Here is a 22471-nt window from a genome sequence, read left to right on the forward strand (position 1 = left end):
GCTCGGAGCAGCTTTCAAGATTATCTTGCCAAGCCAGCGACGCGTAACAGATTGGATGCTAATAGCGTTTATGATGTCACATAGCGTTCGCAAAAACTTTGCATTCCATTTTTGTGACATCAAAAATGTGGTGAGTCAACGGAACAAGAGGGGAAAATGATCGACATTTTACGTGATGAGAGCGATACCGGCGCCCAAGGCCAGCGAATGGGGAGCATGGTTTATGACGTGCTACGGGAGAGAATGATCCGCGGCAGCTACCCTCCCGGGCACAAGTTTACTGTCCGGGGGATAGCCAGCGAACTCGACGTGAGCACGACGCCTGCGCGCGACGCGTTGAACCGCCTGACAACCGAATCGGTACTTGTTTTTTCCGGCCCCAAGACGCTCATCGTTCCGACGCTCACAAAGGCGGAATTACGCGATATCACCGTTACGAGGATCGCCCTAGAAGGAACCGCCGCGGAATACGGAGCAAGGAATCCCGACGAAGCGACAAATAGAAAACTCATTGATATACAAAGAGTTATAAACGATAATTTAGCGGCGGGCCGGTATCACGATGCTCTGTGGCACAACAAGGAATTCCACTTTGCCATCTATAATCTATCCGGACTGACCGGCCTGCTCAGCATGATTGAAACTCTGTGGGCGCGCATTGGCCCTACACTTCTCAACCTCTACCCCGAGTACGCGCAAAACCGCCAGGGTGTCCACAATCACATGGTCGCGATTGAGGCTCTTATTGACAAAGACCCGGCCGGCGTGCGGGCGGCGATAGAGAACGATATCAGGGAGGGTTACCGCAAACTTCGCAACGCCGTATCGGTGACAGACGAATTATAACCTGAGCTTAAAATTGACGTCACATATTGACTCATCAAATTTTTGTTGCAACAAAATTGCAAATGACGGGCGCAGTGTGCCTGTCTTCCTCCAGGACAAGGGTTTTATGGTTCAATGCTGTCATCGTCGAATACCCCGCTAACAGGTCCCACCGACCGGCAAACGTCCATCGCGTTCTTTGAACGCGCCTCCACCGTTTTTCCAGGCGGTGTCACACGCGCGACAATTGAGCTGGATCCCCACCCGATCTTTGTTGCCTACGGGGAAGGCGCGTTTGTGACCGACGTCGACGGACACCGTATGCTGGATCTAAACAATAACTTCACGACCCTGATCCACGGACATGCCTATCCCCCCATAACTGAAGCGATCGCCGGACTACTAAGAACAGGCAGTTGCTTTGCTAATCCGATGAACCATGAAATCGATCTGGCCGAATTGCTAGTAGGCAGGATTCCGGCTGTTGAGCAGGTCCGCTTCGTCGCGAGTGGAACGGAAGCCGTCATGTTTGCCATCAAAGCCGCTAGAGCAACGACCGGCCGGGTCGCAATCGCTCGGGTGGAGGGTGCGTACCACGGCGCATATGACTGGGCGGAGGCGGGCCAGCACGCATCGTCGAATACGCCCTGCGCCGCCTATCCAGGCATGCCAGCAAGCGTCATAGATGACGTCGTGCTCCTTCAATTTAACTGCCCCGCGCAGTTGGAGCAACAGATCGCGATGAATGCCGGGCGCCTTGCCGCTATTCTTATCGATCCGATGCCCAGCCGGGCAGGTCTCATAGAGCCGACACAGGAGTTCATCGCAACAATCAACAAGGTGGCGAAGCAACATGGGATCGTCATTATCGCGGATGAAGTACTGAACCTCCGCCAGGGCTTCGCTGGAGCGTCAGCGCGCTACGGTCTGGAGCCGGATCTCGTCACAATGGGGAAGATCATCGGCGGTGGCTTTCCAGTAGGGGCAGTCGGTGGACGTCAGGAGATCATGTCGGCCTTTGGCAAGCAAGGAAGCAAGGCACCGTTGACGCAAGGCGGAACCTTTTCTGCAAATCCCGTGTCGATGGTCGCTGGCCGTCTTGCGATGGAAGCCCTGACGCAAGATGCTTTCCAACGTCTCGAACATATGGGCAACCTGGTTCGCGAGGGGTTGAGGTCACGCATCGAACGTCACGGCGCAAATCTAAGCGTGACGGGAGCGGCTTCGCTTTTTCGAATACACGCCAAGAAAGTGGCGCCGGCTTCTTACCAGGACAGCATTCCGACAGCTTCGGAAGACGTCGTTCTGAAACTGCTGCGCAGGCACTTTGCAAACAATGGGATCTTGATGCCCTACGGCGCCGCTGCGTCGCTATCAACGCCCATGACGGACAATGACATGGGTGACATTGTTTCCGTCTTTGACGATTTCCTCGTAAATCTCGATCGACATGCCTGGGAGGCCGCATAATGGATACTGCAGTTCATGAAACAACCGTCGCTGAGCGTATTGCCCAAGCGTTGAGGCGCCATGATGTGGAGGTGATCTTTGGACAAAGCCTTCCGTCGGCGGTCATTTTGGCGGCCGAAAAGATCGGTATAACGCAGATTGCCTATCGTCAGGAAAACATGGGTGGCGCCATGGCCGATGGTTACGCCAGGCGTTCGGGCAAAATCGGGATCGTGGCAGCCCAGAACGGGCCCGCGGCGGCGCTGCTGGTTGCTCCGCTGGCTGAAGCACTCAAGGCTAGCGTCCCGGTCGTTGCACTTGTCCAGGATGTGGAGCGTGATCAGACTGATCGGAACGCGTTTCAGGACCTCGATCACATCAGCCTCTTTCAGTCATGCACAAAATGGGTTCGTCGTGTTTCCGTGGAAGAGCGGGTAGACGATTACATCGATGCCGCGTTCACCGCCGCCTCGTCTGGCAGAGCAGGTCCCGCAGTCCTGCTTCTTCCTGCGGATCTTTTGCGATCCGTATCTACTACCCCTTCAAGGAGAAGAACGAACAATCTCGGCCATTGGCCGCTCGACAGATCACGTCCCGCCGACAAAGATCTTGATATCGCTGCGAAAGCGATTGCGAACGCACGCGCACCTGTCGTGATAGCAGGCGGCGGCATCCACGCCTCCGGGGCTGCCCAGCAGTTGCGACTGCTGCAGGACGAATGCTCAATACCTGTGTTCACAACGAATATGGGCAAGGGCGCAGTTGATGAGTGGCACCCTCTTTCGGGAGGCGTACTGGCATCTCTTGTCGGTCCGAAGTCACTAGGTCAACACACGGTCGAGATCGTTCGCGAAGCGGATCTTGTCGTCTTAATCGGCACGAGGACGAACCAGAATGGAACAGACAACTGGCGCCAGTATAGTCCCGATGCCCGGATTATTCACATAGATACCGATCCACAGGAGGTCGGCCGAAATTTTGAGGCAATTCGTCTTGTTGGTGACGCACGGGAGACCTTGGCCGGCCTACGCGAAACGATCAGGCTTTGTGACTTGCGCCTCAGAACCGTTTCCCGAGAGGCCGTCTGCAACCGTCTTCGGGAAAGCTGGAGGAAATTCAATGATGATCGCCGAGTCTATTACAGCTCTGAGGCCTCACCGCTTCGTCCCGAACGGATTATGGCCGAACTTCAGGGAGTTATCGATGAAAACACCACAGTGGTGGCGGACGCAAGTTATTCATCGATGTGGGTCCTCGGACAACTCAGAATTTCTTCCGAAAGGACACGTGTGCTCACTCCCCGGGGTCTTGCAGGACTTGGGTGGGGAGTTCCCCTTGCAATCGGAGCCAAGGTCGCCGCACCTGAGAGCGATGTTGTAGCGCTGGTGGGAGATGGGGGATTTGCGCACAGCTGGGCCGAGCTTGAAACACTGGTCCGCATGCAAATTCCGATCACGATCATCGTGCTGAACAACGGAATTCTTGGCTTCCAGCGTGATGCCGAAACTGTAAAATTCGGAAGGTACACAACCGCCTGCCATTTTGCAGAGGTCGATCACGTCAAGATTGCACACGCGTGCGGATGCGATGCGGTCCGGGTCACGCAACCGCAGGACCTCAAGGCCCATATGCAAAAGGTCAAGAAAAGAAAGTTGCCGTTGCTGATAGAGGTTATGACCGATCCCGAAGCTCACCCGGCACTTTCTCTCTTCGCTCAGATGGACCGTGCGGCATGACGAGGGATCGCCAGAGCCGAGTCGCAGTGGTCGCCGGAGGCACGTCAGGTATCGGACTGTCGGTTGCACGACATTTACTCGGTATTGGCCACAAGGTCGCGGTTTTTGGGCAGACAGAAAGCGCGGCGAAGGCCGCGCGCTCGTCCTTCGAGGCTGAGATAACATCTAACCAGCTATTGGTCGGTTGTTGCGACGTCAGAAATCCAGGCGAGGTTGCCGATTTCTTTCGCGATGTCGAAACCTTGTGGTCGTCCACTGCGCTACTGGTTTATTGCGCGGGCATTTCGCCGAAAGCAACAGACGGTGTGGCCAAGCGATTTACCTCGGTTGACCTGGACGAGTGGAATGATGTGCTGGACGTGAATTTGACGGGCGCCATGCTCTGCTGTCAAGCAGCCTTACCAAGTATGGTCGACAAGGGATTTGGCCGGATTGTCCTCATCGGCTCGCTTGCAGGTCGAACACGGCCTATGATCGCCGGCGCGGCATATGCAGCATCAAAAGCCGGGCTCGCTGGCCTGGCCCGTGCGCTCGTCAGCGAATTTTCAGCCGACGGTATCACAATCAATGTCGCCGCTCCGGGTCGCATCTTGACGCCAATGGCGGGAACCGCGGCGACGCCAGTCAATCTCGACGCAGCAAAACGAATACCCACCGGGCGACTAGGAGAGGCTGAAGAAGTGGCACGGCTGGTCGGCTTTTTAGTCTCCGATGAAGCCGCTTTCATCAATGGAGCGATCATAGACATCAACGGCGGCGAGTACACGCCCGCCTAACCCACAAATTGTCAGACGCAGAAAACAAAGCGAAGGGAGATGCTCGTGCGTCACTCGATCTTAATCCACACGACTGACCCGGAGCTCTACCTGATTTTGCGTTACATTCTCGAGCAGGCCGGCCACGACGTCGACCTGCTGCCGAGCCTCGACATGTTTTTACCGGATGATGCGAATAGTCAGCCACAACGCCGCACGGTACTGATCTGCCTTGCTATGGACGATCTGCTCCGCTCAGCGGTTCTTATAAAGAAAGAACAGCCGGACATCCGAGTTGTCGGCTTCCCACTTGACAATAAAAAGATAGACGGCGTTCAATCATCCGTATTTGACTATCTGGTGAGGCGCCCTTTTGACCCCGGCAACCTGCTCGAGTTTCTCAAGTTTGGCCTGCGTTGCAACACAACCGCACCAACTGATGTCAGCGTTTTTCTCGATGACGTGGAAATCAATGTTGCATCCGTCCGGGTCCGGCGGGGTGAGACGCACATCAGTCTATCGCCCCTGCATTTCAGGATCCTGTTGTATCTTGCAAGAAACACAGACAGGGTCGTCAGCCGTGACGAACTCATCCGGAATTGCTGGCCCGAGGATGCCGATGTCGAACCGCGTACGGTGGACATTCACATCGGCAAAATAAGACGGTCTTTGAACCGACACGGCCATAACGTCATCAGAACCGTGCGCTCCGCAGGATATTCGGCCACAAAATTATAATCCGGCGCACAATTCATACGTCAGTAAGCGACCGAAAAACTCTGACCCAAAAAAGAAAATCGCGATCCCTCCCGTCGAGGCGTGCATCAATAGCACTGAAGGCGACGGCGAGCGCGGCATCTGTACCGAAAATCACTCTGGCAATTGCCGTGGCGTCGGCTTCATCGCAAGACGTGAAAATGTCATCGCCGGCGCTATCGGCAATGCCTGTACTTTTCCAACTACGCATGTAACCTCCGAGCCACCCGGCGCGGAACAACGAATATGCCGGGCGTTCAGGCTCGTTTCAGAGATGCAGAGCGCAGCGCCTGCATGTTCGCCCATGGCTATTCGATCAGGTCACGGCTTTCCCGCCCATGAAGCGCAATGGGCCTCAAGAAAGCATCTTTATGATGTCACATAATACGCTCCGAATTCAAGCGAATTGCCGGAATATCGAGGATAATTTGTTGATTATTCTATTTTACATAAATGACTACCAGTGATTGCATTATTTTTTGTGACATCATATGACGGCTACGAACAGACGTTATGTATTGAGGATCTGAGATGCAGCACGGGATAGAAACCAAAGCCGCAGTCGCAATTCTTACGGAGAACGCGGACTATTTTGCGATGCTCAAGCACATTCTCTCTACGGAGGGCACGCGGGCGGTTCTCTGCGATAGAAACGAAATCGGCGACAAAGTTGCCCAGCCGGACATCGTCGGACTGATCCTCGATGTGGATCGCGATCACCATGGGGCAGCCATCATCTGCCAACGCATCAAATCGTGTGACAAGACGGAAAAACTGCCAGTACTTGCCATCATTCCCAACGGCGACACCGAAGCCTATATGGAACTCATGCGTGCAGGCGCGGATCAGTGCCTGATCCGCCCATTCTGGCCGCCACATCTGCTGGGCTTTCTCGAAGGCATAAACCCTGTACGGCAACAACCAGTCGCGACAACGTCACAAAACGCATCCCTTAAACTGGGCGAAATCGAGCTTTGGCCAGAACGCAAACGCGTTTTGGTTAGCGGCGTCGAGCTCACTTTGGGACCGATCGAGTTCAAATTGCTCGAACACCTTCTTACGGCTCCCGGGAGAGTGTTCAGTCGAGACGAGTTGATAACAGCGGCGTGGCCGAATGAGGTTTACGTGCAACCACGGACGGTTGACGTTCACATTGGCCGTATCAGGCGGCACCTGAAGAAAGCGGCGGGCTTCGACATCATCAGAACTGCGAGATCAAGCGGCTACGCCATCGATGTAGCCGCGCGGCCGGCGTAAGCGCCGTTCTGGTTTATGACGCCAAAGGTTTACAGAGATTTCTCAAAATCTTCCGAGAGCGTTTGTTGATCGTTGCGATAATTTGCCGATCCTGCATGCATCTTTTTGGTTAGGGGACCTGAGAAATGTTGACCGACAAAACGCTGCAGCACGCAAGCCGAAACACCGGGGGATTGATAGATCATGCCGAAGACTACTTCAACGCGGCTCACCAGCAGGGCTTGATGGCCCTATATGCGCGGCCAAGGGCTGCGAGGCAGGTAGACATCGTTTTTGACGGCTTTCCATCACAGCGCATCACTGATTTCGTGCGTTGTTCATATCTGGGCCTCGACAATCACCCGCTCGTCATAGACGGCGCGATCAAGGCGATTGAGGAATACCGGGCACTGCACTGGTCATGTGCAAGGACCCGACTGAATTTTGCAATCCTCCGCGACTTGGAAAATTCGCTTTCAGATCTCTTCCAGGCGAGGGTCATCACCTACACAACGGTGCTGGCGGCGAACATGGGAGCATTACCTATCGTCGCCTCCGGACACCTCACCGGCGGCATCAGGCCGATGATGGTTTTTGACCGCCACGCGCACGCAACACTCGCCTTTCACAAGGGCACAATTGCTCTGGAAACGCAGGTCCGTACGTTGGCCCACAATGATCTAGATGCATTGGAGGAGTTGTGCCGGTCCAACAGGGCCGTGGCTTACGTTTGCGACGGCGTCTACTCGATGGGTGGAAACGCGCCCATTCGGGATCTGCGCTTCTTGCAGGATCGATACGGTCTGTTTCTCTACATCGATGACGCTCACGGCGTATCAATCTGCGGGAAGGACGGTGAAGGATTTGTGAGGTCACAATACGGAAACGAACTCGGCGAGCGAACTATCATAGCCGCGTCGCTCGGAAAGGGTTTTGGCGCCTCGGGCGGAATGTTGATGCTTGGTACGGCGCGTCAGGAAGAACTATTCCGTCGTTTTGCTGTCGCGCACGCTTTTTCTGCGTCATTGAATGTGGCGGCAATTGGTGCAGTTTCAGGTTCGTTGACAATACACCGCAGCGACGAGCTTTTGCGAAGACAGCTGGCTCTCAGTTCCAATATAGAATTTCTGGACTCGATGTTGGTGACAGAGCAAAGCGGAGCTCCCTTGCCAATTCGGACGGTGAACCTTGGCACCGAAGAGCGTGCCGTCAATGGGACCCGGGCGCTGCTTGATCGAGGAATTTACGGCTCGGCGATATTCTTCCCGACAGTTGCGAAGGGGAACGCCGGCATTCGCGTTTGTGTCACCTCGGACCATACACCTGAGGAAATCACGGGACTTTGCGCAGCTCTGTCAGAGATCATGGATGACCAGGCAATATCGTAAGTCCGCATCAGTCTGTAGTCGCTCAGAAGGCCGGTCTTGCGAAGAGAATGAGCGGCGGGTTTTGCGGATAGCAACATTTGTTGCCAGCAAAGTGTGATGTAAACTACAGATTGAGGCGGACGAATCCAGCCTGTTGCGGAGAAGAGAAGACATTTGCCGACCATGAAAACATCGCTCGATCATATTCCCCCGCAAATACAAACGGAGCTCCAGCGCGCGCTGGAGATTATTCACGAAGAATTCGAGGATGCCCTGGAGGGCGGCACGGCGAAATTCAAAAAGCGTGGCCGCATCCTCAAGATCATCCTCTTCGGATCCTATGCCAGGGGTACGCAGGTGGACGAACCGTTCACATCCAAGGGGTATAGATCTGATTTCGATCTTCTTGTGATCGTCAACAACCGCAAGCTGACGGATTTTGCGGAATATTGGTACAAGGCTGCCGACAGGTTGATCCGTGACAAGATGATAAAGAGACCCGTGCAGATCATCGTCCACTCGCTGCGAGAAGTGAACACATCCTTGCAGGCGAGCCAGCATTTCTTTTCCGACATCCGCAAGGAAGGCATCGTTCTCTACGAGCTGGACGACAAGCCTCTCGCCGAACCCAAGATGTTGACACCGGAAGAGCAATTGCGAGTGGCAACAGAACATTTTGAGAAGCGTTTTGGCGCGGGAAGAAACTTTGCGGCGCTTTCTGAAGCCGCTTTACAAAAAGACATGATCAGTGAAGCTGCATTCCTCCTCCATCAGGCGATCGAGCAGGCCTATGCCAGCGTTCTTTTAACGCTGACGAACTACACGCCGGCGTCTCACAACCTGAAGGTCCTGCGATCCTTCGCAGAAGAACGGGATCGTCGACTGATCGAGGCCTTCCCTCGCGATCACCATCGGGAGAGAGCGTGGTTCAATACGATCAACGAAGCATATGTAAAGGCACGCTATTCAAGCCAGTACAAAATCAGTCGTGAAGCGCTTGACTGGATTGGCGAGCGAGCAACGGTACTACTTGGTCTGGCGGATGAGGTGTGCCGCGACCACATATCGAGGCTTGAGGCAGACGCCGGTCGTGAGATTGCCGAGGAAGGCGTGGCTGAAGAATAGCGGGCTAAAGCGCTTTCCCAAATTAACTTTAACTTGGTGGTGGACCTTGGCGGCTAGCTGCACTGTCGTTCATTAGCCGCCCATTGGTGGAGTTCCGAATGAAGAATCCGGGAAGGAATGATGACCGTCAAACTGTAGTTTACGGGACTTTGACCGTCTGTTGCGTCGCGTACGAGACTTCATGCAGCATCCTGGCTATCGTTGGAGGAAAACCGCGGGTGCGTGAACCACATTATCGCCCACCCGTGTTTGCGTCACGCGCTGCGGCTGCTCCGGCCTTGCTGTTTGCGTGACCGGTCGCCGAGAATTTGTTATGGCCAAACACATTTCCGAAACGTTCGTGTCGATCGCGGATTCGGATCGGACGCTCGATCTGCTGTGCGCCACCTTGCGCGGCTGGTGTTTTTCAATCACCAACAATCGTTCCGAACGACTTCTTGCCTTTGACTCCGGATGCGCTATCATCACTCATGCAGTTGGTGGCCTTCACCTTCATGTGGAGGCCAAGGATCCGTTAACACTCCTCGGGATCCGGTCCGTGCTGCAGGCAGCTTTCTCACAGGTCCCTACACCTCAAATCTCGGAGCTCGAGTGGAATCCTGCCGTGACGAGCCACCCAAGGGATCGGACCCCAGAGAGGGCGCGCCCGCAACGGATCAAGTAGCCTCTCAACTTCCCGGAAAGATAAGCGAGCTAAGGGCATAACCGACCAACTTGTGAAGTCGCCTATCCCCGCCTTCCGGCAAATCGCCGGCACCGGCACGCCGCCGTCGACCTGCCTCAAAATGAAAGAGGTGGCTCGGTTTGTTTGAACAGTTTCGGGCGTATTGCCACCTCTTACCGCAATAGCTCTCGAGCTTCGTCACTCCAGAATTCAAGTTTATCGACTTGTCCGCACTTTTGCCGGTGAAAATATTTAGCTGATTGCCGATTGTGATTAATGGACGCTGATTGAGAATCATTTTAGCTTCTACTTAAATTTGTAGGCAGCATCGGATGCATAATGATCAACGGGATTATTTACCGGCAAGGCGTGCATATTGGAGAAATATCTGCGGAGGACGATGAAGTCTTCTTAACGGAGTGCTTCGTCGCGCAAGATTTCTATTCGCAGCTCCTAGACATGGACTCTTCAAAATCTATAATTCTTGGACGCACAGGATCTGGAAAAACCGCTGTTCTAAAGCAAATTGAACGCACAAGAGACGACACGATACGTGTCGACCCTAAAGATGTGGCATTTGATTACATCTCAAACTCAAATATACTTAGATTTATTATAGAATTAGGATGCGACGTTAATCTATTATTCCAGCTACTATGGAAACATGTTTTCCTTAGCAGCAGCATCAAGAAGTACTTCAAAGACAGAAACAGCTTTGAAACCGCTATCGATAACCTGTTTGATAGGAACAACCCGGCTCGTTTGTATTTTGAGAGGTATCAAAAAACATTTTGGATAGAGCAGGATGTGGTTATCAAAGAGATATCCAGCAGCTTCGAAGAAAAAGTCTTAGAGGGTCTTGAGCTCGCTCTTGGTGTCGATAAAGTAGCGCAGATCAAATCTTCTCTTTCGGCCGGCCAAAGCATATCTGGTTCCGAGAAGCGGGAGATTCAAAGTCGGGTCAAGCATGCTGTATCACAGTTGCAAATGCGCGACATGAACAGAGCGATAGATGCTTTAAACGAATTGATGAGCAACAAGCAGCGACATTTTTATTTACTCGTAGACGACCTAGATCTGGACTGGGTAGACCCATCTCTGCAGTACAAACTGATTCAATCTTTAATAGAGACAGTTAAAAATTTTAGAAAACTTAGGAATGTTAAAATATTAGTCGCGCTGCGATCAGACGTCTACGAAAAATCTATCGGGTCAATCGAGTATGAGGGCGTTCAGCCCGAAAAATACGAAGGTATTATAACTACCATAAAGTGGGAACGTGAATCTCTTCGGAACATGCTAGATAAGCGTCTCTCCTACATGTTCAAAAGACAGTACAGTGGTAAAACCAACGTCAGATTTTATGACGTTTTTCCAGAAAGGATTCGTTCGTCTCCCGGATTTGACTATCTTGTTGAACGGACATTAATGAGACCGAGGGACCTGATATTTTTCGTAAATCAGATCCTTGATAAAGCCTCAGGATCTACAAACATCTCTCAAAAAACGATATCGGACGTCGAAGCTGATTACTCTCGCAAACGGCTTGATGCCCTTAGAACCGAGTGGCGTTCAGTTCACCCTAAAATAGATGCCTACATCTCGCTCATAAGTCGCCAAACAGGAAAAAATGAAGTCCGGGAACTGGCGGCGCGCGACCGCTTGTTGGAAGTTTGCTTCGAGCTCGCCGAATTGGAAGGCACCGACAAGTATAAAGACGAGTGCTATGAGAAAGCAGCGCAATACTTAAAAAGGGAAAACTACCGCAAACTGTTCGAGCTCTCAGCTTGCATCGTAAGTGTTCTCTACAAAATAGGTGCAATTGAGCTGAAACTTAGCAAACAGGAAACGTTTTATGCAAGTTACAGAAACGACGCTGTTGTTGCTCCAGTTCAAATCACTGAGGACGCCTCCTATCGCGTGACACCTATGCTTTGGAGAGCTCTCGGCATAACGCCAAACATTTAGGTATCGAAGTGGCGCCAATTATTGGCAATTTGCAAAAGTGCCGGTCCGCTCACCGAGACTTTCGATGTGCTCAGGCTTCAGCTTGACGTTCGGCTCAAGAACGACATTCGCGGGACCGCTTGTCATCGAAGAAGCGCCAGCCAGCGGCCTCCAGCAGCAGATTGATTTTTGATCCTCGCCGTCGCTTCCTTGCGTAGTACCAACGCCCATCCGCCGAGAAAATTCAGCCATCATTGCGCCTTCGGAATAAACCCCACAGTAAATCCGAACAATCGGCCAATCTTCCCTAAAGTTTCGAGCGTTGGGTTCGCCGTCCCGGCTTCGATCTCAGCAACTTGGCGCCTGGTGAGCGATAGCGTCTTGGCGAATTCGTCCTGCGTCAAACCAAGCCCCCTTCGGATTTCAACAACAGCCTCAGGTAATCTCAAGTCGCCAGTCCGAGCGCGTTCCGCCAGTGTTCGCCGGTTCTCAAGAATTTCCTCTTTCGTTGGCTTTTTCCATCGAGCCATTTAGATGTCCTCCGGCATCACTGACACGCCGCCAGAACGCTCTCCGCGATTTCAATGCAGCGTCCCATTGCACGCTCTAGAATTTCCGGAGACCCACCCATATCTTTCGCCATAGCCGGTGTTTGCCGGAGGTATTCGGCAAACACGGAAAGCTCAGCTGCGAGCGCATTCTGCTCATCAGGATCGGGGATCAGTTCAGCGCAAATGCGTTTCCAATCGGGAAGGTGATCGCGACCACCGTCCCGCATCATGGCCCAGCGGGTGGAACGAACGATCCCCTCTTTGGCAAGCCGCATTGGCGCGAAATCAAAGAGCGGAGACAGGCGGATCGTGCCGTCCTGGTGCTTACTCAGTGCAGAATTTCGGCCATGATTATCGGGATTGCCGAGCGCCAAATTGGCGATGTCCCGCTTCAGGTATTCGACAATGTCCGCGAAAGGAGTGGCAGAATATTGGCGCAAAACGTCGATGTAGGCCTCGTGCGAGCCGACATGACCAAAATCAGCAATGCCGATCGCGGATACTAGGCTTTCTTGGCCCAGCCTAACGGTTCCGCCACCTTCTTTTTTCTTCCGGTCGAACCGAGGAATGATCAGGACACTTTCGGCGTAGGTCGAAGGTTCGTCCACATTCAGGCCGATCTCTTGAGCGATCCGCGAATAGAGGGCTTCGCCTTCGAGTATAAGGCGGTCCACGGGCTCGTTGCTGCGGACCAGCTTGACAATGACGTGGCGTACGGCCTCATCATCAGTCACGAAGCTGTCGGGATAATAGAGACCGTCATTCGCTTGGGTCATCGAGACCTTAGGCCATTCGCCTTGCAGGCCGCTTGAGCCAGAGGCGAGCATTCCGAATCGATCTGCGACTTCCATGAAACGATCCGAGCGCTCAAGGATTTCCGCTTCTGTAACCCCTTGGCGCTCAACACCGCGCAGCCGTTCCGTCTCGGCCTCCGCCGCTTCTTTGATCCGGATATTGCCTATGCCGCCCGTCGCCGATCGCAGAAGCAGCGGGAGATCAGAAGCACGCAAGCTTTCAGCAAGACTGAGATGCTCGGCAAGCTTTCGCCTTGCATGCCCCTGGGGCATGAGATCCAAGAGGAAGGGCGGCCAGCTGCGGCTATATCGATTTTCGAGATCAACGGGATATCGGACAGATAACGCGCGATGGTCGCGAACCGTTTTTCCACCCGCGAACTCCGCAGATGCAACTGTGACGAAATAGTCGAGATCGTAATCGACGATGGACGCGCCCTGGTAGCCGGCCGCGTCGTCCTTAAGTTCTAGCGTCGCGGCGTGGTGCCACTGGCCATAAAAATGGGTCTGGAGGGTTAGGCGCATTAATTGACCCTTTCAATGGTTCAAATAATGCATATTTTCAATTTATTCAACCCATCAAAGTGGGTTAAATAACTGCCCTTGAAAGTGCCAGCTACTCTACTGAAGCGGTCATTAAAGCTCCTGATTTGGCTGACCATCTTCCGGCCACGCAACGCATTGCCGTAAGCGAACAGCATGAGGGACAAGCTCAGCACAGGTGTTAGCCATTCATTGGTTAAAGAGGATAACGCCGCGGGCGCGGTCGAGTACACGCCGGTGGCGCTCTGCTACGATGTTCTGGCTTGCCTGCATGCGGACAACCTGCTGCAGAACCTTCAACTGTTCCCGCATTACCTCGAACGCACGGCGCTGAGCAGGCGGCACGCGATTGATAACATCCAGCTCTCCACGCAGGATAGCATTGCGGCCGAAGCGCTCGTCGAGGGCGCGGCTCACGGTTGCAAACTCCTTACTAATGGCGGGATCGAGCGAGCCGGCAGCGACGTCGAGCCTGCCGTTCTTTTTCTTCATCGCCACTGAGAGTTCTCTCAGTGCATCTTCGGCGGACGGCGACAGTCCCGGGATGGCAATGCTCATGCGCTGGCGCTCCTCATTGATCGCCTCCCTCTCTGCATCAAATGCGGCCCTAAATGAGGTGGCCAATGATCGGACACGGCTTCCCGCCTCCGGGACGGCACGGAAAGCCTCCCGCCGCTCCAAGCCGACAGCGAGCAATTTGTCCATGATACGGCCGGAGCCTCGCAACGCGCCGTAGGCAGCGGGATCATTGCTGACGGCCGCAGCGATCCGCTCACCGGCAAAGCCCTTCAGGATCAGATCTTCAATCTTTCCGACAGCACCTGCCGGATCGCGCCAGATTCGCGCTGCCGCGTTCCCAAGGGCGGCGCGATTCTGACTGTAGTGAGGAACAGCTCGCGCCCTCTCCCGCGCCTCGTGGTCGATCGAGGTTTCAAACTCTGTTACAGCTGCAAGCATTGGCAACACCGGCACCGTCTCTTGCCCAGGCACGACGCTGGCGCCGGTAACGATCCTGGAGCGATCTTTCCTTTCGGCAAGATGCTGCTCTTCGGCAAAGCGGCGTATGGCGGCAAAAAGACGATTGAGCTCTTGGCGCCGGTCGAGGTCAAGGTCGTCCGGCATGCGCTCGATCATGTTACGCTCGGCAATAGTGTCGGCCTTGTCGGTGAAGGCGGACCAGCCGAAGCGAGCGTTGAGAGCGTCGTTGACCCCCCTCACCTCTTGAACAAAAAGGCGATCCTCCGCCGCGTAGGAGAAGGCCGTCTTGTAGGCATCCTTGCCACCGCGCTCGCGTACGGCTTCGATTTCGGCAAGTTGCGCCATAGCCGGTTTGGAAAGCGCCGGGATCGACAACGACATATGCGCGCGCCGTTGCTCCTCTCGCATGCCGAAGCGTTCGACCTGGCGGCGGAACTCTGTGGCATGTGCACGCGCCAGCGGCAGCAATTCGCACAAGGCCGACACCGCCGCATTGCGCTCGGAGCGGGCCGCGCGGCCATCGACAAGAAGATCCGATCCATGCAGACGGCCGAGGCGCTGCGGCGAGGCCTCAAGGTCGTCGGCAAGCTCGCGGGGCGCAATCCGCGCGTCGGAGGCAAGCGTGTTCAGTCTGGCAAGCGCGCCTTCAGGATCACGATAGATCTTTTGCAAGGCTGGGCGAAGAATGGCGTCGCGTTCCTTCCAGTGATCCGAGCGAAGCTGCGCGCGGCGGGCATCCTCGCCGACACCACGGGAAAATAATGTTGTCGGCGGGATGAGATATTGTCGATCCGTCGGAATTTTTGCCGTCCGGGTTTCGGCGCGTTCCTCACTATAGGAAACACGCTTCGCGCTTTCGATCGCGAGGCCGAGCGCCACGCTCGCCCGCTCCCAAAGCTTCGCCACTTGCTCGCGCTTCTGCACCAGCCACGCCAGCTGCCGCGCCGCCCCGTCCTCCATCCAGGCTGCGACCCCGGAGAGCGTATAGATACCGCGACGCTGGGCAAAATCGCGGGCGTGCGCCCGGTAGCCGGCCTCGCTCTCGAAATCGAGGGTCGTCGTCTTGGCGCCGGAGCGGCCAAGACGCTCCACCAGTTGCTTGAACAGTTCCGGCCGATGGCTCTCCTCCTCGAGGCGCTGCCGGCGAACCTCTCCCGTTTCAATCCGTTTGGCAGTCCAGACGTTTCGATCGACCGTCCGTTCCTCGAGCCTCTTCTCTCCGGTTTTTTCGTCGATGACGGGCACCGTCACCGTCACCCGTTCGACACCGTCCTTGCGCAGCGCCACCGTGTCGCCTTCCGACACGCCGGCCTCCTCCAGGGCCTTTGGAAGGCTCACGCCCCAGAGCCGATGCACGCTTCCGTCGTCCGTTTTCACATCGGCATAGGGGCTTTGATCGGCATCCTCTTCCTGCGGCCGGAATTTCGCATTGCCGGTTTCGACCAGCTCGCCCGTGATGCCGGCGGCATGATCGGCCCGGGATCTTTTCCCCCATTCCGGCTTCCGCTCAAAGTCCTCGCGAGCGGCATAAAGATCGGCCCGATCGCGATGGCGGGTCATCGACACGTACGTCAGGTGCTGATCCATCATGCCGGTTGCGAGCACGAATGTCCTGTCGACGGTCGCACCTTGGGACTTGTGAATGGTCGCGGCATAACCGTGATCGACATTGCGATAGCTGTCTTCGCTAATGACGACATCCCGGCCATTATCGAGACGGACCGATAGTTGTGGGTCGCCGTGCGTGTCGCCGGTGTAGACGACCGTGCCGAGCATGCCGTTTTTGACATATTGGGGTCCAAGCTTTTGCGCACGCGGCTCGAGGAACCGGGCGTTTTGGAGGAAGATGATCCGGTCGCCGACGGCGAACTGCCGCACGCCTCGTTCCGTTTGAAATTCACGAGAGACGGTCAGGGCGCCTTCATCTTTCATGACGTTGCGCAGCGCTTCATTGAGCCGCCTTACGTCGTCGTTGGTATGGGCGAGAACGAGCAGTTCGTCACCACGCATGCGAACCGACTGTTCTTTATCGGCATATTGCTGGATGAGGTCGCGGCGAGCGCTCGTCCAGTCAGCAACGATGCGCTCCACAGCTTCAGCCCGGCTCTCCGCCTCGACAATATGCCCCCGCTGCGCATAAGCATCCAGCCCCTCCTCGACCTTGCCGCGGGCGAAAAGACGGGAGGCCTCTCGCGCCCACTCCTCACGCTGGCGCCGCACACCGGCAAGTTCGGCAAAACCGATCCGTTCGGAAATTGCCCGAAAGGCTGCGCCGGCCTGGATCGGTTGAAGCTGCATTGCATCGCCGACCAGAACCACCTTGGCTCCGGCCTCCTCGGCGCGCTTGAGCACACGCGCCATCTGCTGCGACGAGACCATGCCAGCTTCATCGATGACAAAGATGTCCCGCCGGTCGAGGAGATCGCGTCCGTTATGCCAGGCTAGTTCCCAGTAGGCGAGCGTGCGCGATCTGATGCCGGAACTGTCCTCAAGCCCCTCGGCCGCCTTGCCGGCAAGCGCCGCCCCGAAGACGCGGTGGTTGTCGCTCTCCCAGGCGACGCGCGCCGCGGCAAGCAGCGTCGATTTGCCCGCACCGGCAAGCCCGACCACAGCAGCGATGCCAGTGTCGCCAGCGACATGATGGACAGCCTCCACCTGTTCGCGATCAAGCGTGAACAGATTTTCCGGATTGGCGGTTTCTATGGTTCTGACAGCCGCCGCAATTTTCGCGTTGGCGACGCCGAAGCCCTTGCGCCGGGCCAGAACTTCCGCCGACTGCGCCATGTCGTATTCGATGCGCAGGACATCGCGTGTGGTGAAGACCGCAGGTTCGGCCACCTTGCCGGTCTGCAGGTTCGCCTGTTGCGGCTTCAACAGCACGAGGTCATTGGAGGCCATCAGCTTGGCACGTATATTGGCGAAATCAGCGGGATCGTCGACATAGCGGTGCAGAGCCTTGGCGATGTCCCGTTCATCGAAGGTGGAGCGCTCGTTGCCGAGTTGTTTCAGGAGTAGATGCGGATCGGCCAGCAACCGGTCGGCCATCTCCTGCCGGCGCGCGAGATCGGCCGGCGCGAAATACATCGTGACACCCTTGCGGGCAAGCGCTGCCTTTTCTGGCCCGAGATGTTTCTGGGCAATCCCGTCGAGCCCCTGTTCGGCATAGGAACGCCCGTCGAGGCGTATCTCATGGCCGGCAAGCGCTAGATGCCGATTGGCTGTTTCCGCCCAGGCGATTTTCCAGCCCTTCATGGTCTCCTTGTCTCCGGCCCAGAGCCTGTAGACGATCTTGCCCTTCGGTCGGTCCGGCGTGACGACCCGCAACGGCTCGCCGTCGGTGCCAAGCACCGGCACTTTCTTCGGCCCGAAACCCCGTTCCGTCAGAGGTCGAAGCGCGGTCATCAGGTGGATGTGTGGATTGCCTTGCCTGTCATGATAAACCCAGTCGGCGATCATGCCCTTGGACGTCAGATTGTCCCGGACGAACTCGCGCACAAGGGCGATGTTCTCTGATCGCGTCAACTCTTCCGGAAGCGCGATGATCAACTCGCGGGCAAGCTGCGCGTCGGCACGAGTTTCGAATGCGTCCACTGCATTCCAAAGAGCCTCGCTGGCCGCAACGACGCTCTTCCCATCGATGGCCGCGCGCAGCCAGGCCGGTACCTGGTCCGGTAGCGCCAACTCCTCGTGTTTCAGTTCGGCCGCGCCGCCACGGTAACTGAAGGAGGTTCCGGCCTGTTCGTCCATCATCCGCGCCCGATGACGATAGGCGGCGGCCGAAACGATACTGCGTCCCGCTCCCCTGCCGATCACCTGCGCTCTGACGAACATGATCGCCACTAACGTCTCCAGTCCTTCCAGGCACGTCGCGTCAGCGACGTATATTGCGCCCTCAAATCAATCGGCCTGACAAGACCGATGCTGCTTTTCCGGAAGACGGCCCTGCTGGGATTTCCAATATCGACGTTTGGGGGCTTGTGTACGGTAGCGCTTTTGACTACCATTTTCTAGTCAGTTAAATGACTGAATGAAAATTTCCAAAGACGTTGAAAGGACTTGCCTATGGCCACTAAGCCTGCGCTAATGGATATTGATGCTCAAATCGAGAAGCTTCGCGAACGAAGAAAAACTTTAATAGTAAAATCAGCTGATCGTTTCGCGCGTGCGGCAACGAAGTCGGGACTGGCAGAGATGGAGATCGCTGATGAGGAGGTGGATCGCATCTTCGACGAGATCGCAGCGCGATTTCGCAACGGCGAGAAGAAGCAGGCCGCTGGCTCACCTGCTTCGCCGCGTGGACAGGCAAATGGAGCGACTGGTTCGGAAACGGAGGCTCCACATGACAGCTGACCGAAAGAAGGGAGCGAGAGAAAAGTTCTTGCTCGGCGACATTGTCGTTCGCGCGGGCCTGTCGAACGCCGATCGGGCTTTCCTGCTTGGCGGGCTTCTCGAAATGAAGCGGGTCGTGCCGGGGACACCTGAACATCGGCGTCTGTGCGATATCGGAGAGCTGGCCTTCAGAGATGCGGTATCCAACGGCGGGTTAGAACGCTTTTTGAAGGTGGCGGAATGAAGGGAAATGCCAAACAGCATCCGAGCCTTTTGCTTATCATCATTCCCATCGCCGTCACCGGATTTTCCTTTTACGTCGCCCACTGGCGTTGGCCTGAATTGGCGACCGGCATCACAGGCAAGACGCAATACTGGTTCCTTCGGGCGTCACCGGTGCCCGTCCTTTTGTTCGGGCCGCTGGCTGGACTGCTGGCGGTCTGGGCGCTGCCCCTCCATCGGCGAAGGCCCGTGGCATTGGCAAGCTTTCTCTGCTTTCTCCTGATGGCCGGCTTTTACGGGATGCGCGAGTTCGGGCGGCTTCAGCCGCTCGTAGAGAGCGGTGTGCTGACCTGGGATCAGGCGCTATCATTCGTCGACATGATTGCGGTCGTTGGCGCAGCGATGGGATTCATGGCGGCCGCGGTCGCGGCGCGCATCTCCAGCGTCGTGCCCGAACAGGTGACGCGCGCCAGGCGCGGAACATTCGGAGATGCAGACTGGCTGCCGATGTCGGCGGCGGCACGGCTGTTTCCCGATGATGGCGAAATCGTCATCGGCGAGCGCTACAGGGTCGACAAGGAACTCGTCCATGAGTTGCCGTTCGATCCGAACGATCCGGCCACCTGGGGACGCGGTGGCAAAGCCCCGCTGCTGACCTACGCCCAGGATTTCGATTCGACTCACATGCTTTTCTTCGCGGGCTCCGGTGGCTTCAAGACCACCAGCAACGTCGTGCCGACGGCGCTCAGATATACGGGTCCCCTCATTTGCCTGGATCCGTCCACCGAGGTGGCCCCGATGGTCGTTGACCACCGAAGAGATAAACTCGACCGAGAGGTTGTGGTGCTCGATCCGGCAAATCCGGTCATGGGATTTAACGTGCTCGACGGCATCGAGCACTCGCTAAAAAAGGAAGAGGACATTGTCGGCACCGCGCACATGTTACTCTCGGAAAGCTTGCGCTTCGAATCGTCGACTGGCTCTTACTTCCAATCGCAGGCGCACAATCTACTGACTGGTCTTCTGGCGCATGTGATGCTGTCACCGGAATATGCAGGACGGCGAAACCTGCGCAGCCTGCGCCAGATCGTCTCCGAGCCGGAAACCTCCGTGCTCGCCATGCTACGCGACGTACAGGAACACTCCGCGTCCGCCTTCATCCGTGAAACGCTCGGCGTCTTTGTTAACATGACTGAGCAAACATTCTCAGGCGTCTATTCGACGGCATCGAAGGATACGCAATGGCTGTCGCTCGATAATTACGCGGCACTGGTTTGCGGCAACACGTTCAAATCGAGCGAGATCGCTGGCGGAAAGAAAGACGTCTTTATTAACATCCCCGCATCGATCCTGCGGTCCTATCCCGGTATCGGTCGGGTGATCATCGGCTCGCTGATCAACGCGATGATCGAAGCGGATGGTGCGTTCACGAGGCGAGCGTTATTCATTTTGGACGAAGTCGATCTGCTTGGCTACATGCGCGTGCTTGAAGAGGCGCGCGATCGCGGTCGCAAGTATGGCGTTAGCATGATGCTGATGTACCAGTCCGTCGGGCAACTGGAACGGCACTTCGGAAAAGACGGTGCGGTGTCGTGGATCGACGGCTGCGCTTTCGCGAGTTACGCCGCGATCAAGGCACTGGATACCGCCCGCAACGTCTCTGCCCAATGTGGAGAAATGACTGTCGAAGTCAAAGGCAGTTCTCGCAATCTCGGCTGGGGTACGAAAAACAGCGCATCGCGGAAATCAGAAAACATCAATTTCCAGCGCCGGCCGCTGATCATGCCGCACGAAATCACACAATCGATGCGCAAGGACGAGCAGATCATTATCGTCCAGGGCCACAGTCCGATCCGCTGCGGACGGGCGATCTATTTCAGGCGGAAGGACATGGATATGCACGCCAGGCCGAACAGGTTTGCCAAGCTGGGACCTTGACGGCTCAGGGGTTTTCTTGCGGACCATATTCGGCTTCTATTGGCCATTTCGTTGCCTTCATCAGCGCCAGTGCCGCGTCGATCGCCTTCTAGCGCTTCGATCAGGTCGTTGTGTCTCGTTGAAGGATGAGCATGGACACCGAAGAATTGACGATGTGCGAGCTCAACCCGTCCTAATGCCTCTCCAGTGTAGATGACAGATGCTCCTGTATCGTAGTCGTCGCGGCTGCCGCTTCCGCAATGGATGACATTTGGTCCTCATTCGAAAACATGCGATGCGTGAACATGGACCGACTGACGATTGGAAGCGAAGACAGCTCGCCATCTGATTTACCGGCTGTGCTCACCTTGACGATCGCGCCCGGACGTACCGTTCAGACCGGGAAGCTTGAGCGTCAGGATGATCGGACACTGCCGAAACCGCAACAGGCATCCATCACAGAAATGAATCGGACGCGACCTCTCGATTCATAAGTCTCGTTGGACCAGATCGCGAGCATCGCCGATCATGCGGGGATGGGAACACACCACTACCAGCTTTATTGCCAGAGGATCGACGCCAACAGGAACATGGCCCGATATTACGCGCTTGCGATCCGGCCAACCCTTTTTGGCGAAATAGCCGTCGTGCGAAGCTGGGGACGGATCGGCAAGGCTGGCGGGGAGATGACCGAGGTGTTCGGCAATGAGAATGATGCGATATCGCGCTTTCTCGAATTGTTACTGCAGAAGCGCAAAAGGGGCTATCAACCGGCAAGAAGCTGTGGAAACCCCTGCAGGAGCGCCACTCTAAGGACAACGCCGCATGACAACGTCGCGATCGCCTGAAAGGGTTTTCCCGTCTTTAACGAGGAAACCGTCATGACCACAACCAATGAAATCGCCGAAAAGATCGCATCCGAACAGAACCTGACCAAAGCCCAGGCGAAATCGATCGTCGAAACCGTCTTCGCGTCGATCACGACGGCAGCCACGTCCGGAGCGGAAACATCTATCCCGGGATTCGGCAAGTTCAAGATCAAGGATACCCCGGAGCGTGAGGCTCGCAATCCGGCAACCGGCGCCACCATCAAGGTTGCCGCTGCGAAGAAGCTTACGTTCCAGCCTGCCAAAGCACTGAAAGATGTGCTGAACAAGTGAGCCGCACCGCGGTAAGCGGGGTCATCAGGGGGGAGCCGCCAAAGGCAGACGGCGCAGCGTCATCGGCGCTGCTTGCCATCACGCTTAAGCTGATCTCGATCTCGATGGCAATCGGAC

At 55.9% G+C, this 22471-nt stretch carries 19 protein-coding genes; 15 read left to right on the plus strand and 4 right to left on the minus strand.

Translation table 11 applies throughout. The features are described from left to right. Positions 1-156: 156 nt before the first annotated feature. The 5 genes from ACQZ5Y_RS17365 to ACQZ5Y_RS17385 all read left to right on the plus strand — a co-directional run bounded on the left by ACQZ5Y_RS17365 (position 157) and on the right by ACQZ5Y_RS17385 (position 5503). Positions 157-846: a GntR family transcriptional regulator gene (locus ACQZ5Y_RS17365; protein ID WP_113556315.1), complete on the plus strand. Its 690-nt coding sequence runs from the start codon at positions 157-159 to the stop codon at positions 844-846. Positions 847-960: 114 nt separating this feature from the next. After that, positions 961-2295: an aspartate aminotransferase family protein gene (locus ACQZ5Y_RS17370; protein WP_111791100.1), complete on the plus strand. Its 1335-nt coding sequence runs from the start codon at positions 961-963 to the stop codon at positions 2293-2295. Beyond that, complete coding sequence (locus tag ACQZ5Y_RS17375; RefSeq protein WP_174051391.1) at positions 2295-4010, plus strand: acetolactate synthase catalytic subunit; 1716 nt, start codon at positions 2295-2297, stop codon at positions 4008-4010. Before ACQZ5Y_RS17370 ends, ACQZ5Y_RS17375 begins: the two co-directional genes overlap by 1 nt. After that, positions 4007-4786 carry an SDR family oxidoreductase gene (locus ACQZ5Y_RS17380; protein ID WP_111800591.1) on the plus strand — a complete coding sequence of 260 codons (780 nt, stop codon included), beginning with the start codon at positions 4007-4009 and terminating at the stop codon, positions 4784-4786. The genes ACQZ5Y_RS17375 and ACQZ5Y_RS17380 overlap by 4 nt, the downstream gene beginning before the upstream one ends. Positions 4787-4825: 39 nt before the next feature. Next, positions 4826-5503, plus strand: coding sequence for a winged helix-turn-helix transcriptional regulator (locus ACQZ5Y_RS17385; protein WP_080850419.1), 678 nt, complete (start codon positions 4826-4828; stop codon positions 5501-5503). A gap of 13 nt (positions 5504-5516) precedes the next feature. Here the strand turns inward: ACQZ5Y_RS17385 and ACQZ5Y_RS17390 are convergent, their stop codons facing one another. Then, positions 5517-5732 (minus strand): hypothetical protein, encoded by a 216-nt coding sequence (locus tag ACQZ5Y_RS17390; RefSeq protein ID WP_111800590.1) that lies wholly within the window; start codon positions 5730-5732, stop codon positions 5517-5519. Positions 5733-6052: 320 nt separating this feature from the next. On the opposite strand from ACQZ5Y_RS17390, the gene ACQZ5Y_RS17395 reads away from it, so the two are divergent. From ACQZ5Y_RS17395 to ACQZ5Y_RS17415, 5 genes are all read left to right on the plus strand, one after another. Beyond that, complete coding sequence (locus tag ACQZ5Y_RS17395; protein ID WP_111800589.1) at positions 6053-6778, plus strand: winged helix-turn-helix transcriptional regulator; 726 nt, start codon at positions 6053-6055, stop codon at positions 6776-6778. 125 nt (positions 6779-6903) lie between these two features. Next, the gene (locus ACQZ5Y_RS17400; RefSeq protein ID WP_174051389.1) at positions 6904-8145 is read left to right on the plus strand and encodes an 8-amino-7-oxononanoate synthase family protein; all 1242 of its coding nucleotides are present in this window, start codon (positions 6904-6906) and stop codon (positions 8143-8145) included. Between the two features lie 162 nt (positions 8146-8307). Further along, positions 8308-9249, plus strand: a complete 942-nt coding sequence (locus tag ACQZ5Y_RS17405; protein WP_111800587.1) for a nucleotidyltransferase and HEPN domain-containing protein — start codon at positions 8308-8310, stop codon at positions 9247-9249. A gap of 313 nt (positions 9250-9562) precedes the next feature. Then, the gene (rctB, locus tag ACQZ5Y_RS17410) at positions 9563-9913 is read left to right on the plus strand and encodes an SMa0974 family conjugal transfer regulator (protein WP_111800586.1); all 351 of its coding nucleotides are present in this window, start codon (positions 9563-9565) and stop codon (positions 9911-9913) included. Positions 9914-10252: 339 nt separating this feature from the next. Further along, positions 10253-11881: a P-loop ATPase, Sll1717 family gene (locus ACQZ5Y_RS17415; protein ID WP_174051387.1), complete on the plus strand. Its 1629-nt coding sequence runs from the start codon at positions 10253-10255 to the stop codon at positions 11879-11881. A gap of 230 nt (positions 11882-12111) precedes the next feature. Here ACQZ5Y_RS17415 and ACQZ5Y_RS17420 read toward each other — a convergent pair whose 3' ends face one another. From ACQZ5Y_RS17420 to traA, 3 genes are all read right to left on the minus strand, one after another. Beyond that, positions 12112-12390 carry a helix-turn-helix transcriptional regulator gene (locus ACQZ5Y_RS17420; RefSeq protein WP_080850446.1) on the minus strand — a complete coding sequence of 93 codons (279 nt, stop codon included), beginning with the start codon at positions 12388-12390 and terminating at the stop codon, positions 12112-12114. A 17-nt stretch (positions 12391-12407) separates the two neighbouring features. Next, positions 12408-13730 carry a type II toxin-antitoxin system HipA family toxin gene (locus ACQZ5Y_RS17425; RefSeq protein ID WP_174051385.1) on the minus strand — a complete coding sequence of 441 codons (1323 nt, stop codon included), beginning with the start codon at positions 13728-13730 and terminating at the stop codon, positions 12408-12410. 207 nt (positions 13731-13937) lie between these two features. Further along, complete coding sequence (gene traA / locus ACQZ5Y_RS17430) at positions 13938-18566, minus strand: Ti-type conjugative transfer relaxase TraA (protein ID WP_174060398.1); 4629 nt, start codon at positions 18564-18566, stop codon at positions 13938-13940. 222 nt (positions 18567-18788) lie between these two features. Between traA and ACQZ5Y_RS17435 the strand changes: the two genes are divergently transcribed. The 5 genes from ACQZ5Y_RS17435 (at position 18789) to ACQZ5Y_RS17455 (ending at position 22354) form a co-directional block, all read left to right on the plus strand. Then, on the plus strand, positions 18789-19076 hold the full coding sequence (locus tag ACQZ5Y_RS17435; RefSeq protein ID WP_065687562.1) for a TraC family protein: 288 nt from the start codon (positions 18789-18791) through the stop codon (positions 19074-19076). Continuing rightward, positions 19066-19299 carry a conjugal transfer protein TraD gene (locus ACQZ5Y_RS17440; protein ID WP_112155434.1) on the plus strand — a complete coding sequence of 78 codons (234 nt, stop codon included), beginning with the start codon at positions 19066-19068 and terminating at the stop codon, positions 19297-19299. Before ACQZ5Y_RS17435 ends, ACQZ5Y_RS17440 begins: the two co-directional genes overlap by 11 nt. Continuing rightward, positions 19296-21215 carry a Ti-type conjugative transfer system protein TraG gene (traG, locus tag ACQZ5Y_RS17445; RefSeq protein WP_174051380.1) on the plus strand — a complete coding sequence of 640 codons (1920 nt, stop codon included), beginning with the start codon at positions 19296-19298 and terminating at the stop codon, positions 21213-21215. Before ACQZ5Y_RS17440 ends, traG begins: the two co-directional genes overlap by 4 nt. Before the next feature lie 515 nt (positions 21216-21730). Then, positions 21731-22042 carry a WGR domain-containing protein gene (locus tag ACQZ5Y_RS17450; protein WP_112155442.1) on the plus strand — a complete coding sequence of 104 codons (312 nt, stop codon included), beginning with the start codon at positions 21731-21733 and terminating at the stop codon, positions 22040-22042. 33 nt (positions 22043-22075) lie between these two features. Continuing rightward, positions 22076-22354, plus strand: coding sequence for an HU family DNA-binding protein (locus ACQZ5Y_RS17455; protein WP_003517400.1), 279 nt, complete (start codon positions 22076-22078; stop codon positions 22352-22354). The last annotated feature ends 117 nt before the right edge of the window (positions 22355-22471 follow it).

Source organism: Agrobacterium sp. A3-95 (assembly GCF_053521785.1).

Excerpts from the sequence above, each read along its gene's own strand:
- ACQZ5Y_RS17365 (WP_113556315.1), top strand. The coding sequence starts at position 157 with ATGATCGACATTTTACGTGATGAGAGCGATACCGGCGCCCAAGGCCAG.
- ACQZ5Y_RS17370 (WP_111791100.1), top strand. The coding sequence starts at position 961 with ATGCTGTCATCGTCGAATACCCCGCTAACAGGTCCCACCGACCGGCAA.
- ACQZ5Y_RS17375 (WP_174051391.1), top strand. The coding sequence starts at position 2,295 with ATGGATACTGCAGTTCATGAAACAACCGTCGCTGAGCGTATTGCCCAA.
- ACQZ5Y_RS17380 (WP_111800591.1), top strand. The coding sequence starts at position 4,007 with ATGACGAGGGATCGCCAGAGCCGAGTCGCAGTGGTCGCCGGAGGCACG.
- ACQZ5Y_RS17385 (WP_080850419.1), top strand. The coding sequence starts at position 4,826 with ATGCTCGTGCGTCACTCGATCTTAATCCACACGACTGACCCGGAGCTC.
- ACQZ5Y_RS17390 (WP_111800590.1), bottom strand. The coding sequence starts at position 5,732 with ATGCGTAGTTGGAAAAGTACAGGCATTGCCGATAGCGCCGGCGATGAC.
- ACQZ5Y_RS17395 (WP_111800589.1), top strand. The coding sequence starts at position 6,053 with ATGCAGCACGGGATAGAAACCAAAGCCGCAGTCGCAATTCTTACGGAG.
- ACQZ5Y_RS17400 (WP_174051389.1), top strand. The coding sequence starts at position 6,904 with ATGTTGACCGACAAAACGCTGCAGCACGCAAGCCGAAACACCGGGGGA.
- ACQZ5Y_RS17405 (WP_111800587.1), top strand. The coding sequence starts at position 8,308 with ATGAAAACATCGCTCGATCATATTCCCCCGCAAATACAAACGGAGCTC.
- rctB (WP_111800586.1), top strand. The coding sequence starts at position 9,563 with ATGGCCAAACACATTTCCGAAACGTTCGTGTCGATCGCGGATTCGGAT.
- ACQZ5Y_RS17415 (WP_174051387.1), top strand. The coding sequence starts at position 10,253 with ATGATCAACGGGATTATTTACCGGCAAGGCGTGCATATTGGAGAAATA.
- ACQZ5Y_RS17420 (WP_080850446.1), bottom strand. The coding sequence starts at position 12,390 with ATGGCTCGATGGAAAAAGCCAACGAAAGAGGAAATTCTTGAGAACCGG.
- ACQZ5Y_RS17425 (WP_174051385.1), bottom strand. The coding sequence starts at position 13,730 with ATGCGCCTAACCCTCCAGACCCATTTTTATGGCCAGTGGCACCACGCC.
- ACQZ5Y_RS17435 (WP_065687562.1), top strand. The coding sequence starts at position 18,789 with ATGGCCACTAAGCCTGCGCTAATGGATATTGATGCTCAAATCGAGAAG.
- ACQZ5Y_RS17440 (WP_112155434.1), top strand. The coding sequence starts at position 19,066 with ATGACAGCTGACCGAAAGAAGGGAGCGAGAGAAAAGTTCTTGCTCGGC.
- traG (WP_174051380.1), top strand. The coding sequence starts at position 19,296 with ATGAAGGGAAATGCCAAACAGCATCCGAGCCTTTTGCTTATCATCATT.
- ACQZ5Y_RS17450 (WP_112155442.1), top strand. The coding sequence starts at position 21,731 with ATGGGAACACACCACTACCAGCTTTATTGCCAGAGGATCGACGCCAAC.
- ACQZ5Y_RS17455 (WP_003517400.1), top strand. The coding sequence starts at position 22,076 with ATGACCACAACCAATGAAATCGCCGAAAAGATCGCATCCGAACAGAAC.